The organism is Bradyrhizobium sp. HKCCYLRH1030, assembly GCF_051168395.1.
Taxonomy (GTDB): domain Bacteria; phylum Pseudomonadota; class Alphaproteobacteria; order Rhizobiales; family Xanthobacteraceae; genus Bradyrhizobium.
This window is the reverse complement of sequence record NZ_JBNPUY010000001.1, coordinates 79,992-95,848: the sequence shown is the minus strand read 5'-3', so window position 1 is coordinate 95,848 and position 15,857 is coordinate 79,992. Positions and strand designations below refer to the sequence as shown.

Genomic DNA, 15,857 nt, shown 5'->3' with positions numbered 1-15,857 from the left:
AATCACGAAGCGGGTGACGGGGGCGCCCCGATTGGCTAAACGGGCGCCACTGCGGCAGGTGACACGACACATGGCGAAAAGACCCAACACATCCCCGACATCGGCCGGCCTTCAGCTGGGCCGAGAGGTGGCGGCGCCGGACAGCCCGGATGCAGCGACGCTCGACCGCGTTCCCAACCCGCAGAAGGACACCGATTATCTGGCCCGCTTCACGGTGCCGGAATTCACGTCGCTATGCCCGGTGACGGGCCAACCCGACTTCGCCCATCTCGTGATCGACTATGCCCCCGGCCCGTGGCTGGTGGAGTCGAAGTCGCTCAAGCTCTATCTGGCGAGCTTCCGCAACCATGGCGCGTTCCACGAGGACTGCACGGTCGCGATCGGCAAGCGCCTCGCCACCGAGCTCAAGCCCAAATGGCTGCGCATCGGCGGCTACTGGTACCCCCGCGGCGGCATCCCGATCGACGTGTTCTGGCAGACCGGCAAGCTGCCAAAGGGATTGTGGGTGCCGGACCAAGGCGTGGCGCCGTATCGCGGGCGGGGGTGAGGTCCAACAATCGCTCGTCCAACGGCGTCACAGCCACCGTCATTCGGGGGCAAAGCGCAGGTCTATAACCCGGAATGAAGGCCGTTGTGACGCACTGTCTCCGAAGTTCATAAAGCGCATGGCTGAAGAGCGTCCGGCGCTCTACCAGCGCCCGTCTTTGGCCTTTTCCAAAGCGACCCGCACGGAGTCTTCGATATTGTCGCTCTTTAGACGCAGATCCACTTTGGCACGATATTGAGCATAAGTGCAGATCTTTGAGATCGTCTCTTGTGCGGTGAAATAGATTCCGCCGTAGAGCATGAGCGTGAGACCGTCAACCACGCGCTCATTGCTCAGCTCAGCATCCAGCGCCTTTCGGCATGGATCATCCCAGATCCCCGTATCGAGCATGGTGTAAATCGGCGTCAGGTCCCAAAGGCATGGGATCAGCTTCCCGGTTAAATGCTCCGTACGCCAGCGATGAGACAAGTCCTTGGCGACTGCGTCCGTTTGCTCCGCCGTTAAGATGACGGCATTTTCCGGATGCTTCACATTTCCATAGAGGCCATGACGAAGGACTTGCCGACGAAGCCACAAAGCTACAAGCGCGTCTTCATTCTGGTTTTTGAGGTTGACGAAGATCTTGGTGGCTGTGTCTTGAAACTCTGGATTGCGCCGAATGCAATTCTCTAGGATCTCAGCGAGATTTTGGACGATTTCGTGCATCGGACTGTAGCTATGAAGCCATTCGCAGTCAGGCTTCCTGGCAAAGAGCGCGATGCCGCGCCATAGATTAACATGGTCGATGCTGGGCACCTGGGTGTAGATGTCGTCAAATCGATCGATGAATGCGCGCAGGGAGCCTTTGCTGAATGCTGTACGAAGTATCTCTGCAGCCTCTTCAGGCGGAGCTTTCAAAAACGCCAGAATGCTGGTCCGCGAGTATTCGCCAGGTGGCAAGCCCAATCTCAAGGTTGTTATGAATGGACGGCGATGGTGGATCGCATCCGGGCTATCGTCGTCTCGGCTCTTACTTTGCAACGCCGAGGAGACGACCGGGAACATAAAACCGAGCAATGATCGGATGCCCTCGGGATACTCGGAGTCTGGCAGGAGCTTTTTGAGCCGTTCTCCCTTTTTTTCCTCCTGGTGGTCGAGCCGATCCTGAAGGCGGCGAACCATACCTGCCTCCGAGAAGATTTCGCTCGTAAACTCGTCGGGCTGTGACCGCAGCAATTCCACTGCCTGGGGTGCCTTTGTAAGGAGGACGCTGAAGCCGAGCAGATCGATCCAGTCCACTTCGTCGCGCAACATTCCGGCGATCGCGTGGAACGTGCCCGTCAGTCGTGACACATCGCGAGGCGTATCCAGAACTTGTTCGGAGAGAAGCTTGACCAGTTTTTGATAGCGGTCCAGCGTGTCGAAGCCGTCCGGCAAGGCGAGCTGGTCTTTGAGCATCTGGAGCTCGTTCGTCAAAAGCTCGGCGACCTCATTCGCAAAGATTGTTGGAAGGGGAATTTGGAGTTGGACGATCTTTTCAAGATAGGCGCGGCCGCGCTTTTCAGCGGTCGCATGCCCCAGTCCCAGGGCCTGAACGACGCGCTTCTCGTCGTAGGCCAAGACGTAGGAGATCCCTGGGAAATCGGCGACGGAACGGACCAATTGTGCGATAGTGCGTATTTCTTCATCTTCAACCCGGTCGAGCTCGTCGATCAAAACGACGATCGGCACATCGACCGCAGCGAGTTCCCTCATGAGGCGGGATTTCAGGGCGCTGAGACTCTCGCGGCTTTTGGCCGCCTCTTTGTAGGCGTCCGCTCCGCCTTTCATGATGCGGCCAAGCAGCGGGTTCGCCATACTAGCGATTGGGGCGATATAGCCGCCATAGGTCGCGAGGGTTTGCCCAATTTTCCGTAGCTGCGCGCTCGCCTTCGACTCTGCATTGATCGTACGGATGAGTTCGCGAATGAATTCACCGATCAGGTCCGTGCGACCAGAGATGAGCCACGGATCGAAACGGACCACGACCGCTTTGGGATACGTTGTCTTTAAGTGCTCGCTTAACAGATTTAGGATTGAAGACTTACCGCTTCCCCAAGGGCCCGTAATGCCAACGGCAATGCCGCGAGACTTTTGCGTCTGCTTATCAATCAATGAATCCGCCAGTCGCCGGACGAAATTCAATCGCCCAAGGACATCCTGGCTTGCATGATCGATCGGGCGCTCAGGCTTGCCCGGCGACTCCGACCCTTTCTCCTTGCTGTCCTCAGCCATGGCACCTCGTTTCTACTGCTGACATTTGGCGCGGCCAGACCTGGCGGGCGCCACTCAGTCGCTCAAAATCGCTGATGCTGAGGGCGCCGCGTTCGTTGCGGGCCCGAGAGCCCGGTTCGGCAAGACGCCGGGAGACGGAGCTGAAGGGCGCTTCCCACATTTCAATTGGTTCAAGGATCGCGGCGTCTAGCAGCACCACAAGAACCACGTCGCAGGCGGAGTCGAGCTTGATGCGCCCGATCCGCTGGCCTCGGTTTGCATTCCCGGTGCAGGCGCGGCCCTCGACCTGGATACGAACGGGCCCGTTCGGACTTTGGCGAACGGCGTCATACCCAGCGGTACGCGCCACCGTGAGCTCAAGACCGAGGCATTCTGCGGCGGCGAACTCGGCGATCTCACCGGTGACGCCCAGGGGCTTACCTGTAAGGGCATAGTACTCGGCTGCCAGGGGGCGGACGGCGGCCAGGATTGCACGAACGCATGCGGCAGCGTCTGCATTGCTGGGCGAGATATCGGCGGAGGAACGACCTTCGGTTGTCATGCCGCCATCCTGCAAGAAGATTTGGCAGGAGCAAAGACGAATTTCCGGCAGTTCTCTTCTAGAGCGACGATCAAACCCGTCTCAATTTTCTGCAAGCACCAGCTTCAGCCCTTCCTGCCACGACAGGTAGGTAGGCAAATTTCGGAGCTTGCCGTCCCGATCTATGAAGATGGGAGCGTTTCCGGCAAGCGCATACTGAAACTCGTCCGTCTCTTGATGCAACTTTGAGTCATAAAAGAAGACCCATCCTTGCTCCACATTTTTCGTGGCCTCTTGAAGAACCACCAACTCGCATCCAGCCACTTGCTCCAGTTCCGCGACGTGACTGGCGGCCAACTCTCTCGCTTCGTCGAAAGAAACCATCCGTGAGTCCTCAAACACCATGCAAACTGGCAGACTTATACCCGCTCGTTGTGGGCATTACGAACAAGTCAGACAGTGTTTCGGGAAATATTCAGGTAGCCTGCGCCTGTGTGGCCTCACGGATACTCATCTATTTGGCTTGGTACTTTTCAGTTGAGCAGGCCTTCCTGGGTCTCAGCCCTGTACCGCACCACTGAATGAATCTTCTCCCGCCCGCGAGCCTATGGCCACTGAGTCGCCCGACGGGCACGCTCCCGTTCGACCTTCTCAGTCGACGCAACCATCAAACCGCTGCCCCCGAAAGCCAATTTGTGCCGCGCTTTCAAGCCGATCACCGCTCTCAGACCTCCCGCTAAAAATATTCCACTTTCGCTTTATCAGAATTCATGATTGACTATCGTCGTCCCGTCTCGATCAGAGGGGCGCTTCGCGGTCGTCACGGACGTTGAGGCGGGATGCGGTGGGCGTGTCGGGTTCGCAGCGTGATCACTCATGCGGACGAACGGTCCTGATGCGCCGGCGAAATCGTATGGTCCTGGCCTCCCGACGCTGAGGCTACGCTGGTGGTGATGATCCGCCGGTCACGGGGGCAAGACAGCCCGGTCCCCGGGGAGAGTACGTATAAGCCGCCCAACCATCGCGCGGGGAATGCCGGGATGTCTCGGCTGAACCTGTGGTTCCTGCCGCCAGCATTTTTTTCTGCTGGCGGGCCATGGGGGCGGCCAGCTCCCGGCATTCCCCGTGCCCTCTTCTCAGAAAGAGGGCATGTCCCAAGGCAAAGCTCGGACGCCGACGCGCCGCGAGATGGCGGCGGTGCGTCCCGCGGCCAACGAAAGCGCCGATATGTCTCAGCCGCGCATCTTCAGCATCGAGAGCGAGAAACGCCCTCGCCGCACTTTCCCAGGACCATCGCAGCTAACGATGGGCATTTTGCCCTCGCCCGTCTCCACGTCGTCATGCCCGGGCTTGTCCCGCCTGCGCGGCCGAAGCCGCTTCGGCGCGGCGAAGGCCCGGGCATCCACGTCCTTCTCAGCGCGCCGAACGACGTGGATGACCGGGACAAGCCCGGCCATGACGGAGCAACAAATTAGCAGGCGTTGCTGCCGCGACGGGACCATGTCTTCAGATGCAATGGGCCCGCGCCCGTGTCCGACATGGCCGTCAGCTGACCGCCGCATCTGCCGGCGGCCGCTGCCGCAGCAGCGCGGCGCAGGCGAAGCCGAGCGCGACCATCATGATGGCGGCGATCAGCAACGTCGGCTGCTTGCCGCCATGGACCAAGCCGAAGCCATAGGCGATCGGGCCGACCGTCTGGCCCATGAAGAAGAAGAACGAGTGCAGCGACATCGCGGTCGCGCGCGCCCCGATCGACAGCTCGCTGGCGAACACCTGCAGGCAGCCATGGATCATGTAGAAGCCCCAGCCCATCAGCAGCATGCAGCCGAACTGCAGCTTCCAGCCCGGACCGAAGGCGAGCGCGGCAAGCTGCAGCCCGACCAGGGCAGCGCCCGTGATCATCATACCCTTGACGCCGAGCCGCGGCAGGAAGTTCGAGACCGTGAACGTGTAGAACAGGCCGCCGACCGCGAAGCCCGCGATGACGATGCCCGCGATCGACAGCGAGGTCTCGCCGAGATCGAACAGGAACGAGGCGATGAACGGAAACAGCCCGAACACGCAGCAGCCTTCGACGAACACCGCCGAGAAGCAGAAGCGCGAATTGGGGTTGGTGAAGATGGTGCGGTAGCCCTTCCTCAGCGCGGCGAGATCGGTGGTCGGCGCATGCGTGACCTTGGCGCCGCGAAAGCCTGCGGCCACCGCGAAGGAGGCGATCAGCCCGAGTGCGCCAAGGATCGCGAGCACGCCGCGCCAGCCGATGAGATCGCCGATGATGCCGGATGCCGTCGCACCGAGCAGGTTGCCCGCCATCGAGCCCGCGAGCGTGCGGCCGATCGCGACCTGCCGCTTGTCGGGTGCAACGAGATCGCTGGTCAGCCCGAGCGCCACCGGAAACACGCCGCCCGAGGCGATGCCGGCGAGGATGCGCGAGGCGAACAGCAGCGGAAACGAGGTGGCGAGCGCACCGAGGATGCTGGCGACACCGAGCAGCGCCAGGCACAGCGTCATCAGCCGCGCCTTGCCGAACAGATCGGCGGCGGCGCCGATCGCCGGCTGGATCAGCGCGTAGATCAGCGCATAGCCCGCGGCAATGCCGGCCGCGGTCGTGATGCTGATCGCGAAATCCTCGGCGACATGCGGCAGCACCGGATCGAGCGCCCGCGTCGACAGCGCCGCCGAGAAGCCTGCGAGGGCGATGATGTTCACCGCCGGCGGAAACTTCTGCCCCGCGGGCTTGGCGGCGGTCTGGTGCATCAGCGCCCGGCGTCCGCCGACGGCGCCTTGGCGAGTGCATCGAACGCCATCAGCGTTCGCAGCAGCCCCTCGAACTGCGCGAGCGGGACCATGTTCGGCCCGTCGGAGGGCGCATGATCGGGATCCGGATGCGTCTCGATGAACACACCGGCGACGCCGACGGCCACCGCCGCGCGTGCCAGCACCGGCACGAACTCGCGCTCGCCGCCCGAGGACGTGCCCTTGCCGCCCGGCTGCTGCACGGAGTGGGTCGCATCGAAGATGACCGGTGCGCCGGTCGTGCGCGCCATGATCGGCAGCGACCGCATGTCGGAGACCAGCGTGTTGTAGCCGAACGAGACGCCGCGCTCGGTGACCAGCACGTTTGGATTGCCGGAGCTCGTGATCTTGGCCACCACATTGGCCATGTCCCAGGGCGCCAGGAACTGGCCCTTCTTGACGTTGACGACCTTGCCCGTCGCCGCGGCCGCCAGCAGCAGGTCGGTCTGCCGGCACAGGAAGGCCGGGATCTGCAGCACGTCGACCGCCTGCGCCACCTCGGCGCACTGGCTGGCGTCATGCACGTCGGTCAGCACCGGCAGGCCGAGCGAAGACCGGATCTCGGCGAAGATCGGCAGCGACTGCGCCAGGCCGAGGCCGCGTGCGGCGGAGGCCGAGGTGCGGTTGGCCTTGTCGAACGAGGTCTTGTAGACGAGCCCGATGCCGAGCCGCGTCGCGATCTCCTTCAGCGCCGAGGCGACCTCGAGCGCATGCGCGCGGCTCTCGAGCTGGCATGGGCCGGCGATCACGGCGAGCGGCAGGTGGTTGCCAAACTTGACGGAGCCGAGGCTGACGACCGGCGCGGCAGAGATCGAAGCGTTCACGACATCATCCTCATGAGAGCGCGCGACCATGGCCCAGCGCCGGCTGCCGGATCAACCGGCGTTTGCCTGCGAATAGCAGGGTTGCGGGGATCGGTCATCCCAGCCCCTCCCCAGCCTCTATTTCAGCGCCGAGAACGCCGTCGGCACCAGGAACTGGCTGGTGATGTTGGCAACGATCTGGCCGTCCTCCTCGCTCTTGGCACGCGCCGAGATCCAGTCGGGATCGGACATGAACTTGGTCCACTTGGTCTCGCGCTCGGCGAGCGATTCCCAGGCCAGGAAATAGGTCAGGTCCTGGTTGGATTCGCCGATCAGGGTCGTGAAGAAGCCCACGGGGCGGATGCCGTGCTTCTCCCACAGCTTCAGCGTCGTGTTTTCGAAACGCTTCAGCAGCGCCGGCAGCCGGCCCGGAATGCAGCGATAGATGCGGCTCTCGTAGATCATCTGATCCTCCCTGATCTTTTCTGGCTTCGCGCGATCGGGGAGCGTTGTCGCAACAATCGTCGCGGCCGTCAAAGGTCGCGTTGCGCGCCTCGGCCGTCGTTGCGAGGAGCGTCAGCGACGAAGCAACCCAGAGTCACGCCCGCGACTCTGGATTGCTTCGCTCCGCTCGCAATGACGGGACTTGGCACCACGAGCCCGTTACACCAGTCGCGACTGCACCACTGCGGCCTGAATGAACGACGCGAACAGCGGATGCGGCTCGAACGGGCGCGACTTCAGCTCGGGGTGGAACTGGACGCCGATGAACCACGGGTGGTCCTCGTATTCCACGATCTCCGGCAGCACGCCGTCGGGCGACAGGCCGGAGAACTTCAACCCGTGCTGCTCGAGCCGGTCCTTGTAGGCGGTGTTGACCTCGTAGCGGTGGCGATGCCGCTCGGAGATCTCGGTGGCGCCGCCATAGACCTCGGAGACGCGGCTGCCGCGCTTGAGCGCCGCAGGATAGGCGCCGAGCCGCATCGTGCCGCCGAGATCGCCGCTCTTGGAGCGCTTCTCCAGCTCATTGCCACGCAGCCATTCCGTCATCAGGCCGACCAGCGGCTCCGGCGTCGGACCGAACTCGGTCGAATTGGCCTCTGTGATGCCCACGAGATTGCGCGCCGCCTCGATGACCGCCATCTGCATGCCGAAGCAGATGCCGAAATACGGCACGTCGCGCTCCCGCGCGAATTGCGCCGCACGGATCTTGCCCTCGGCGCCGCGCTGGCCGAAGCCGCCGGGCACCAGGATGCCATTGACGTGCTCGAGGAATGGCGCGGGGTCTTCGTTCTCGAACACCTCGCTCTCGATCCAGTCGAGCTTGACGCGCACCTTGTTGGCGATGCCGCCATGCGACAGCGCCTCGATCAGCGATTTGTAGGCGTCTTTCATGCCGGTGTACTTGCCGACGATCGCGATCGTGACGTCGCCTTCCGGGTTGCGGACGCGCTCGTTGATCGTGTGCCAGCTCGAAAGCGCCGGCGGCACCCGCGGCTCGATGCCGAACGCGGCCAGCACCTCGTCGTCGAGGCCGGCGGCATGATAGGCCTCCGGCACGGCATAGATGTTGTCGACGTCACGCGCCTCGATGACGGCGCTTTCTCGCACGTTGCAGAACAGGCCGAGCTTGCGCCGTTCCTCCTTCGGGATCGGGCGGTCGGTGCGACACAACAGGATGTCAGGCTGGATGCCGATCGAGCGCAGCTCCTTGACCGAATGCTGCGTCGGCTTGGTCTTCAACTCGCCGGCGCTCGGGATGTAGGGCAGCAGCGTGAGGTGGATGTAGATCGCGTGATGGCGCGGCAGCTCATTGCCGAGCTGCCGGATCGCCTCGAAGAACGGCAGGCCCTCGATGTCGCCGACGGTGCCGCCGATCTCGACCAGCACGAAATCGTACTCGTCATTCCCGGACAGGACGAAATCCTTGATCGCGTTCGTCACGTGCGGGACGACCTGGATGGTCGCACCGAGATAGTCGCCGCGGCGCTCCTTGGTCAGGATGTCCTGGTAGATCCGGCCCGTGGTGATGTTGTCGGCCTTGGTCGCCGGTCGGCCGGTGAAGCGTTCGTAATGTCCGAGATCGAGATCGGTCTCGGCGCCATCATCGGTCACGAACACTTCGCCGTGCTGATACGGCGACATCGTGCCGGGATCGAGGTTGAGATAGGGGTCGAGCTTGCGAAGCCGGACCTTGTAGCCGCGGGCCTGCAGCAGCGCGCCTAACGCGGCTGAAGCCAGACCCTTTCCGAGCGAGGAAACCACGCCGCCGGTGATGAAGATGTACCGCGCCATGGGACCCTACCTTTAATGCCGCGCGCTCGATTCGCCAAAACGAATCGCTTGCAGCCCGCAACGCTGTCGCGGGCCTGTGGGTTACTTCAAAATCTGAATGGTCTCAGGTACTTGAGACCGCCTCATGACGCAGGACGCCAATTGCGTTCCTGCATGGCTTATCCGCGTTATTGCGATTGCGGTGCCTGCGGCGCAGCCGGAGCCGCGGGAGCCTGCTGCTCGTCGGCCTTCTTGAGCTGGTCGAGCACGCCGCCCCCGGTCGGCGCCACCGGGCTCGCGCCGCCTGACTGAGTCTGCCCAGGCAAGGTGCCGAGAATCGAGGTCGGTTTGCGATCGTAGCCAGCCAGCCAGGTCAGCAGCAGGCTCGTCAGGAAGAAGCCGACCGCCAAAATCGCCGTGGTCCGCGTCAGCAGGTTTGCGGTACCGCGGCTCGACATGAAGCCGGCGCCGCCGCCCATGCCGAGGCCGCCGCCTTCGGACTTCTGCAACAGCACGGCGCCGATCAGGACGGCGACGATCATGAGGTGAATGACGATCAAGACAGTCTGCATGGTGACCTTCCGTCACAAGCCCTCGCAGGCCCCGACCGGAGGCCGGGATCGCGAGAGCTTCGCGGGCTATTCGGAAATTTGCGCGGTGTTACACGATCATGTCGAGCAACGCCACCCCGCAGATAATCGCAGCCGCGCTTCTCACAAGCGCTGCCGCGCCGCCCGTCGTCGAGGCTTGCCCGACCATCCATTTTCTACTATTAGAGACATATGGATCAAATAATAGACGACTTCAGCCAGCGGCTGGCGCGCCGCCTGCTGCTGGAACGGGACAGCCGCGGCTGGTCGCTGGCCGACCTTGCCGAGCGCTCGGGAGTGTCAAAGGCCACCATCAGCAAGATCGAGCGCGCCGAGGTCAGCCCGACGGCGGTCATCCTGGTCAAGCTGGCAAGCGCGTTCGATCTCACGCTGGCCGGCTTGATGCTCCGAGCCGAGGCCCAGTCGGAGCGCCTGTCCAAGGCGGCCGAGCAGCCGGTCTGGCGCGATCCGGACACGGGCTATGTCCGGCGCCAGGTCTTTCTCAGGCCGGATCATCCGATCGAGTTGGTGACCGTCGAGATGCCGGCGCACCGCAGCGTGACCTTGCCGGCCTCCTCATACATCCACATCCGCCAGCTTCTCTGGGTGCAGAGCGGGCAATTGACCATCACGGAAGGCGCGGAACGCCACGTCCTCGGCCCCGGCGACTGCCTCGGCTTCGGCCCACCGATCGACACCACCTTTGCCAACGAGTCGGACGCACCCTGCGTCTATGTCGTGGCGCTTGCCCGGAGTTGAGAATGTCCGCGATTCGAATTGCATCCCTATCGGACACACCGGTCGTTCGAAGCGCGCTTCGCGCCATGCTGATCGAGACGGTCGCCGATGGTGGCTCGGTCAGTTTCATGCACCCGCTTCGCGAGGAGGATGCCGACGCCTTCTGGCGGGAATCGCTTTCGGCCGCGGCGCGCGGCGAACGAGCCGTTCTTGGCGCCTTCGACGGCGAGGATGTGATCGCGACCGTCACGTTGCAGCTGAAGCTGCCGCCGAACCAGCCGCACCGCGCCGAGATCGCAAAGATGATGACGCGCATCAGCCACCGCAAACGCGGAATCGCGACCGCGCTGCTGCGCGCGGCCGAAAACCTCGCCCGCGCGCACGGTCGGACGATGCTGGTCCTCGATACCGCCGAGGATGGGGGCGCCTCACGGCTTTATGAAAGCGTCGGCTTCCAGCTGAGCGGAACCATTCCGGACTATGCCTTGAAGCCGCATGGCGGCCTTACCGGCACGAAGATCTATTGGAAGCGAATCGAACAGGCGGACTGAGGCGTGCGCTTTCGCTCACGTTGCTTCTCAACAGCCCTTCGCAATGGCGAGAAAGTCTGAGGCTTTCAGGCTGGCGCCGCCGACCAACGCGCCGTTGACATTCGCGACCGCCATCAGCTCGGCCGCATTGGAGGGCTTCACCGAGCCGCCATAGAGGATGCGCGTCCGCGCTCCCTCCTGCTTGAAGCGATCGATCAGCAGCTCTCTGATAAAGGCATGAATCTGCTCGACATCCTTGGCAGTCGGGGTCAGGCCGGTGCCGATCGCCCAAACCGGCTCATAGGCCACGACCAGGTTGCCGGCCCGTGATTCCTGCGGCAGGCTGAGGTTGAGCTGGCCGCGCAGGATGTCGAGCGTCTGCCCTGCATCGCGCTGCTGCTGGGTTTCGCCGACGCAAACGATCGCGACCAGCCCGGCGCGCCACACCGCCTCGGTCTTCTGGTGCACCACAACATCGCTTTCGCCATGATCGGCACGCCGCTCGGAATGGCCGACGATGATGGCGGTGGCGCCAGCATCGGCCAGCATCTCCGCCGAAATGTCCCCGGTATGGGCTCCCGACGCCTTGGGGTGGCAATCCTGAGCGCCAACCGCGATCGCGTGGGAGCCGCGCGCCCTTTCGGCGAAGCCTGCCACCAGGGTGGCGGGAGGACAGACCAGCAGGTCGGCCTTTCCGGTGACCTCGGCGGCTCCGGCCAGCATGGCGTCGAACTCGGCGGTCGAGGCCTTCAGGCCGTTCATTTTCCAATTGCCGGCGATCAGCGGCCGGATGCGGTCGGTCATGGCGGGATTCCAGCAAATGTTGTGACAGACATCGGCTAGCAGAGCCCTTCGACGAGCACCAGAGCGGGAGCCGTCTTCCCACCGCTTCAATCGGCCTCAGGGCCGAGGTTGCGACCGGGCGGCCGCCTCTTTATAAGCCGTTTCAACTCGGTGACGGCCTTTTGCGGAATCTGCTTTAAGGCGCGGCCTCTTCATCCTTTTTCCTGCAGACAGACTGGACCCATGCTTCGAGGATTACGCAAGGCCTCATCAAACTGGCTCGGCAAGACCATCATGGCGGTGGTCATGGGCGTTTTGATCGTCAGTTTCGGCATCTGGGGCATCGCCGACATCTTCCGCGGCTTCGGGCAGTCGACGGCTGCAACCGTGGGACGCACGGAGATCTCGGTCAACGAGTTCCGGCAGATCTATACCGACCGGCTGCAGCAGATCGGCCGCCAGCTCGGTCGTCCGCTGACCACCGAGCAGGCCCGCATGTTCGGGCTCGACCGCTCCGTGCTGCAGCAGACGATTGCGGAAGCCGCCCTCGATGAGCAGGCTCGCCGTCTCGGTCTCGCCCAGTCCGATGCGGAGACCATGCGGGTGATCCTCAGCGATCCCAACTTCAAGGGCCCGAACGGGGCGTTCGACCCGCAGCGCTTCCAGGCCATCATCCGCAATTTCGGCTTCACCGAGCAGCGCTACCTGGCTGACCAGCGCCGACAGTCGCTGCGGCGGCAGATCACCGGCACGATCGCGGCCGGGCTGGAGCCGTCCAACACGATGCTCGAGGCGCTCGGCCGCTTCCAGAACGAGCAGCGCTCGATCGATTACATCAAGCTCGACGCGGCGCAGGCCGGCACCATCGATGCGCCCTCGCCCGAGGTTCTCGCGTCCTATTTCGAAGAGCACAAAGCCCAGTTCAAGGCGCCGGAATATCGCAAGATCTCCTTCGTCGTGGTGACGCCCGAAGAGATCGGCAAGTCGACCGACGTTTCTGACGAGGACGCCAGGAAGCTGTTCGACCAGCGCAAGGCGCTGATGGGCACGCCGGAGAAGCGCCAGGTCCAGCAGATGACCTTCCCCACCATGGAGGAGGCACAGGCGGCGCGCGCCCGGATCGCCGCGGGTGAAGTCACGTTCGACGAGCTCGCCAAGGAGCGCAACCTCAACCCGGCCGATCTCGATCTCGGTCTGGTGACGAAATCGGCGATTCTCGACCCTGTCGTTGCCGATACCGCCTTCTCGCTGCCGACCGGCGAGGTCAGCCAGCCGGTCAAGGGCGCATTCAACGTGGCGCTGGTCAAGGTCAGCGCGATTCAGCCGGGCCAGCAGCCCGAATATGAGAGCGTCGCTGCCGACATCAAGAAGGAGATCGCAGCCGACCGCGCCAAGTCGCAAGTCGCCAATCTTCGTGACAAGATGGAAGACGAGCGCGGCGGTGGCGCCAGCGTCGCCGAGGCAGCCAAGAAGCTCGGTCTCAATGCCATCACGCTCGAAGCCGTCGACAGGTCCGGCAAGCAACCCAACGGCCAGCCCGTTTCGAACATCCCGCTTGGCCTCGATGTCGTTGCGCAGGCCTTCACCAGCGATGTCGGTGTCGACAACGAGCCGATCTCGTTCCGCGGCGGTTATGTCTGGTTCGAGGTTCTCGGCATCACCCCGCCGCGCGATCGCCCCCTCGACGAGGTCAAGGATCAGGTCGCCGCGCGCTGGCGCGATGACGAGGTCGCCACCAAGCTGCGCGCAAAGGCCACCGAGCTGGTCAAGAAGCTCAGCGAGGGCGGCAAGCTCGCCGACGAGGCGGCATCGCTCGGCGTGAAGGTCGAGACGGCCAGTGCGTTCAAGCGCGACGCCTCGGTGCCCGGCGTCCCCACCGGCGCGATCACCGCCGCATTCCGCACGGCGAAGGACGGCGTCGGCCAAACCGAGGCTGATGGCGGCCGGCGGTGGATTGTGTTCCGTGTCACCGACATCATCGAGCCTAAGGTCGACCTCGCGTCCGAAGATACCAAGAAGCTGAAGGACCAGTTGCAGCGCGCGCTCGCCGACGAGCAAGGCACGGCCTATGTCATGAAGCTCGAGAAGGACATCGGGACGACGATCAACGAGGCTGCGGTGGCCCAGGTGGTCGGCGGCAACAATCAGTGACGGTTTGCTAGGGGCACGCGTGATGGACGATCTCAAGTCGATCATTGGCAAGGTGGCGACCGGCGCGCCGCTGTCCCGCGAGGAGGCGGCGTCCGCCTTCGACAGCATGATGTCGGGCGAGGCGACGCCGTCGCAGATGGGCGCGCTGCTGATGGCGCTGCGCGTGCGCGGCGAGACGGTCGAGGAGATCACCGGCGCCGTCAGCGTGATGCGGGCGAAGATGCTGCGCGTCGATGCGCCGGCGAGCGCGGTCGACATCGTCGGCACCGGCGGTGACGGCTCCGGCTCGGTCAACGTCTCGACCTGCGCCTCCTTCATCGTGGCCGGCGCCGGCGTGCCGGTCGCCAAACACGGCAACCGCGCACTGTCGTCCCGCTCCGGCGCCGCCGACGTGCTCGCCGCGCTCGGCGTCAAGATCGACCTGAAGCCGGACCAGGTCGGGCGCTGCGTGCGCGAGGCCGGCATCGGCTTCATGTTCGCGCCCGCGCATCATCCGGCGATGAAGAACGTCGGGCCGACCCGGGTCGAGCTCGCCACCCGCACGATCTTCAATCTGCTCGGTCCCCTGTCCAATCCGGCCGGCGTCAGGCGCCAGATGGTCGGCGTGTTCTCGCGGCAATGGGTCGAGCCGTTGGCCCACGTGTTGAAGAATCTCGGCTCGGAGGCCGCCTGGGTCGTGCACGGCTCCGACGGGCTCGACGAGATCACCTTGACCGGCCCGACCTTTGTCGCCGCGCTGGAGAACGGTCATATCCGCACCTTCGAGGTCACGCCCGAAGAGGCCGGGCTTGGCCTGTGCGGCAGCGACGGTCTGAAGGGCGGCGACGCCGAAGCCAACGCGGTGGCCCTGCAGAGCGTGCTGGACGGCCTGCCGAGCCCCTATCGCGACGTGGCGCTGCTGAATGCCGCGGCGGCGCTGGTCGTTTCCGGACGCGCCAAGACGCTGAAGGAAGGCGTCGCAATCGGCCGGGATTCGCTCGACAGCGGCGCCGCGGCGGCGCGGCTGAAGCAGCTGATCGAGGTCTCCAACAGCTGATCCACCGGAGCGTGCCATGTCGGACATCCTGACCAAGATCGAAGCGTATAAGCGCGAGGAGATCGCGGCCGCCAAGCGGGCATGCCCGTTGCCGGAGCTCGAGGCCCGCGCGCGTGACGCTTCGCCGCCGCGCGGCTTCGTTGCCTCGATCCGAGCCAAGCATGCGAACGGCGACTACGCGCTGATCGCCGAGGTGAAGAAGGCCTCGCCGTCCAAGGGACTGATCCGCGCCGATTTCGATCCGCCGGTGCTTGCCAAGGCCTACGAGGCCGGCGGCGCGGCCTGCCTGTCGGTGCTGACAGATACGCCGTCGTTCCAGGGCCATCTCGACTTCATGGTCGCCGCGCGGGCCGCGACCGCCCTGCCCGTGCTGCGCAAGGACTTCATGTTCGACACCTACCAGGTGATCGAGGCGCGTGCTCACGGCGCCGACTGCATCCTCATCATCATGGCCGCGCTGGACGATGCCGCCGCTGCGGACATCGAGGCTGCCGCGCTCGCCCACGGCATGGATGTGCTGATCGAAATCCATGATCGCGCCGAGCTCGATCGCGCGCTGAAGCTGCGCTCGCCGATGATCGGCATCAACAACCGCAACCTGCGAACCTTCGAGACCACGCTGGCGACCTCCGAAGCGCTGGCGCCGCTGGTCCCGGTCGAGCGTCTTCTGGTCGGCGAAAGCGGCATCTTCACATCGGCCGATCTCGCGCGCCTGGCGCGCGTCGGCATCCAGACCTTCCTGGTCGGCGAGAGCCTGATGCGGCAGGCGGACGTCACGGCGGCGACGCGCGCGCTGCTTGCGCGCAATGCCGCCTCCGCCAGCGCGGCTGAGTGAC

Annotated in this window: 15 protein-coding genes; 6 read left to right on the top strand and 9 right to left on the bottom strand. The window is 64.1% G+C overall.

Annotated features, from left to right (window positions below; all coding sequences use genetic code 11):
• The first annotated feature begins 70 nt into the window (after positions 1-70).
• A complete protein-coding gene (queF, locus tag ACQR1E_RS00395) occupies positions 71-547 on the top strand; it encodes a preQ(1) synthase (protein WP_315750940.1) in 477 nt (158 codons plus the stop codon).
• 141 nt (positions 548-688) lie between these two features.
• On the opposite strand, the gene ACQR1E_RS00390 is transcribed toward queF, so the two are convergent.
• The 8 genes from ACQR1E_RS00390 to secG form a co-directional block, all read right to left on the bottom strand.
• On the bottom strand, positions 689-2,800 hold the full coding sequence (locus ACQR1E_RS00390) for a KAP family NTPase (protein WP_434896529.1): 2,112 nt from the start codon (positions 2,798-2,800) through the stop codon (positions 689-691).
• Positions 2,793-3,341 (bottom strand): DUF6998 domain-containing protein, encoded by a 549-nt coding sequence (locus ACQR1E_RS00385; RefSeq protein ID WP_434844846.1) that lies wholly within the window; start codon positions 3,339-3,341, stop codon positions 2,793-2,795. The genes ACQR1E_RS00390 and ACQR1E_RS00385 overlap by 8 nt, the downstream gene beginning before the upstream one ends.
• An 81-nt stretch (positions 3,342-3,422) precedes the next feature.
• Positions 3,423-3,704: a YrhB domain-containing protein gene (locus ACQR1E_RS00380; protein ID WP_434844845.1), complete on the bottom strand. Its 282-nt coding sequence runs from the start codon at positions 3,702-3,704 to the stop codon at positions 3,423-3,425.
• A gap of 1,161 nt (positions 3,705-4,865) precedes the next feature.
• Positions 4,866-6,077 carry an MFS transporter gene (locus tag ACQR1E_RS00375; protein ID WP_434896528.1) on the bottom strand — a complete coding sequence of 404 codons (1,212 nt, stop codon included), beginning with the start codon at positions 6,075-6,077 and terminating at the stop codon, positions 4,866-4,868.
• The gene (gene kdsA, locus ACQR1E_RS00370; RefSeq protein WP_434896527.1) at positions 6,077-6,940 is read right to left on the bottom strand and encodes a 3-deoxy-8-phosphooctulonate synthase; all 864 of its coding nucleotides are present in this window, start codon (positions 6,938-6,940) and stop codon (positions 6,077-6,079) included. The genes ACQR1E_RS00375 and kdsA overlap by 1 nt, the downstream gene beginning before the upstream one ends.
• Positions 6,941-7,057: 117 nt before the next feature.
• Positions 7,058-7,384 (bottom strand): NIPSNAP family protein, encoded by a 327-nt coding sequence (locus tag ACQR1E_RS00365; RefSeq protein ID WP_315827488.1) that lies wholly within the window; start codon positions 7,382-7,384, stop codon positions 7,058-7,060.
• A 198-nt stretch (positions 7,385-7,582) separates the two neighbouring features.
• Positions 7,583-9,214: a CTP synthase gene (locus ACQR1E_RS00360; RefSeq protein WP_316188250.1), complete on the bottom strand. Its 1,632-nt coding sequence runs from the start codon at positions 9,212-9,214 to the stop codon at positions 7,583-7,585.
• A 167-nt stretch (positions 9,215-9,381) separates the two neighbouring features.
• Positions 9,382-9,765 carry a preprotein translocase subunit SecG gene (gene secG / locus ACQR1E_RS00355; RefSeq protein WP_316185825.1) on the bottom strand — a complete coding sequence of 128 codons (384 nt, stop codon included), beginning with the start codon at positions 9,763-9,765 and terminating at the stop codon, positions 9,382-9,384.
• Positions 9,766-9,975: 210 nt separating this feature from the next.
• Between secG and ACQR1E_RS00350 the strand changes: the two genes are divergently transcribed.
• Both ACQR1E_RS00350 and ACQR1E_RS00345 read left to right on the top strand, forming a co-directional pair.
• The gene (locus ACQR1E_RS00350; RefSeq protein WP_315711636.1) at positions 9,976-10,542 is read left to right on the top strand and encodes a helix-turn-helix domain-containing protein; all 567 of its coding nucleotides are present in this window, start codon (positions 9,976-9,978) and stop codon (positions 10,540-10,542) included.
• Between the two features lie 2 nt (positions 10,543-10,544).
• Positions 10,545-11,072 carry a GNAT family N-acetyltransferase gene (locus ACQR1E_RS00345; protein WP_315711635.1) on the top strand — a complete coding sequence of 176 codons (528 nt, stop codon included), beginning with the start codon at positions 10,545-10,547 and terminating at the stop codon, positions 11,070-11,072.
• A gap of 27 nt (positions 11,073-11,099) precedes the next feature.
• On the opposite strand, the gene tpiA is transcribed toward ACQR1E_RS00345, so the two are convergent.
• On the bottom strand, positions 11,100-11,855 hold the full coding sequence (gene tpiA, locus ACQR1E_RS00340) for a triose-phosphate isomerase (RefSeq protein ID WP_315750930.1): 756 nt from the start codon (positions 11,853-11,855) through the stop codon (positions 11,100-11,102).
• A 222-nt stretch (positions 11,856-12,077) separates the two neighbouring features.
• On the opposite strand from tpiA, the gene ACQR1E_RS00335 reads away from it, so the two are divergent.
• From ACQR1E_RS00335 to trpC, 3 genes are read left to right on the top strand one after another with little or no spacing between them, the layout of a single operon-like run.
• Complete coding sequence (locus ACQR1E_RS00335; RefSeq protein WP_316170138.1) at positions 12,078-13,985, top strand: peptidylprolyl isomerase; 1,908 nt, start codon at positions 12,078-12,080, stop codon at positions 13,983-13,985.
• Between the two features lie 22 nt (positions 13,986-14,007).
• Positions 14,008-15,021 carry an anthranilate phosphoribosyltransferase gene (gene trpD, locus ACQR1E_RS00330; RefSeq protein ID WP_315711632.1) on the top strand — a complete coding sequence of 338 codons (1,014 nt, stop codon included), beginning with the start codon at positions 14,008-14,010 and terminating at the stop codon, positions 15,019-15,021.
• A 16-nt stretch (positions 15,022-15,037) separates the two neighbouring features.
• Entirely contained in the window at positions 15,038-15,856 is an 819-nt protein-coding gene (trpC, locus tag ACQR1E_RS00325; RefSeq protein ID WP_315827486.1) for an indole-3-glycerol phosphate synthase TrpC, read from the top strand.
• Position 15,857 lies beyond the last annotated feature (1 nt).

Bases quoted from the DNA above. Each gene is read 5' to 3' on its own strand.
- queF (WP_315750940.1), top strand. From the start codon at position 71: ATGGCGAAAAGACCCAACACATCCCCGACATCGGCCGGCCTTCAGCTG.
- ACQR1E_RS00390 (WP_434896529.1), bottom strand. From the start codon at position 2,800: ATGGCTGAGGACAGCAAGGAGAAAGGGTCGGAGTCGCCGGGCAAGCCT.
- ACQR1E_RS00385 (WP_434844846.1), bottom strand. From the start codon at position 3,341: ATGACAACCGAAGGTCGTTCCTCCGCCGATATCTCGCCCAGCAATGCA.
- ACQR1E_RS00380 (WP_434844845.1), bottom strand. From the start codon at position 3,704: ATGGTTTCTTTCGACGAAGCGAGAGAGTTGGCCGCCAGTCACGTCGCG.
- ACQR1E_RS00375 (WP_434896528.1), bottom strand. From the start codon at position 6,077: ATGCACCAGACCGCCGCCAAGCCCGCGGGGCAGAAGTTTCCGCCGGCG.
- ACQR1E_RS00365 (WP_315827488.1), bottom strand. From the start codon at position 7,384: ATGATCTACGAGAGCCGCATCTATCGCTGCATTCCGGGCCGGCTGCCG.
- ACQR1E_RS00360 (WP_316188250.1), bottom strand. From the start codon at position 9,214: ATGGCGCGGTACATCTTCATCACCGGCGGCGTGGTTTCCTCGCTCGGA.
- secG (WP_316185825.1), bottom strand. From the start codon at position 9,765: ATGCAGACTGTCTTGATCGTCATTCACCTCATGATCGTCGCCGTCCTG.
- ACQR1E_RS00350 (WP_315711636.1), top strand. From the start codon at position 9,976: ATGGATCAAATAATAGACGACTTCAGCCAGCGGCTGGCGCGCCGCCTG.
- ACQR1E_RS00345 (WP_315711635.1), top strand. From the start codon at position 10,545: ATGTCCGCGATTCGAATTGCATCCCTATCGGACACACCGGTCGTTCGA.
- tpiA (WP_315750930.1), bottom strand. From the start codon at position 11,855: ATGACCGACCGCATCCGGCCGCTGATCGCCGGCAATTGGAAAATGAAC.
- ACQR1E_RS00335 (WP_316170138.1), top strand. From the start codon at position 12,078: ATGCTTCGAGGATTACGCAAGGCCTCATCAAACTGGCTCGGCAAGACC.
- trpD (WP_315711632.1), top strand. From the start codon at position 14,008: ATGGACGATCTCAAGTCGATCATTGGCAAGGTGGCGACCGGCGCGCCG.
- trpC (WP_315827486.1), top strand. From the start codon at position 15,038: ATGTCGGACATCCTGACCAAGATCGAAGCGTATAAGCGCGAGGAGATC.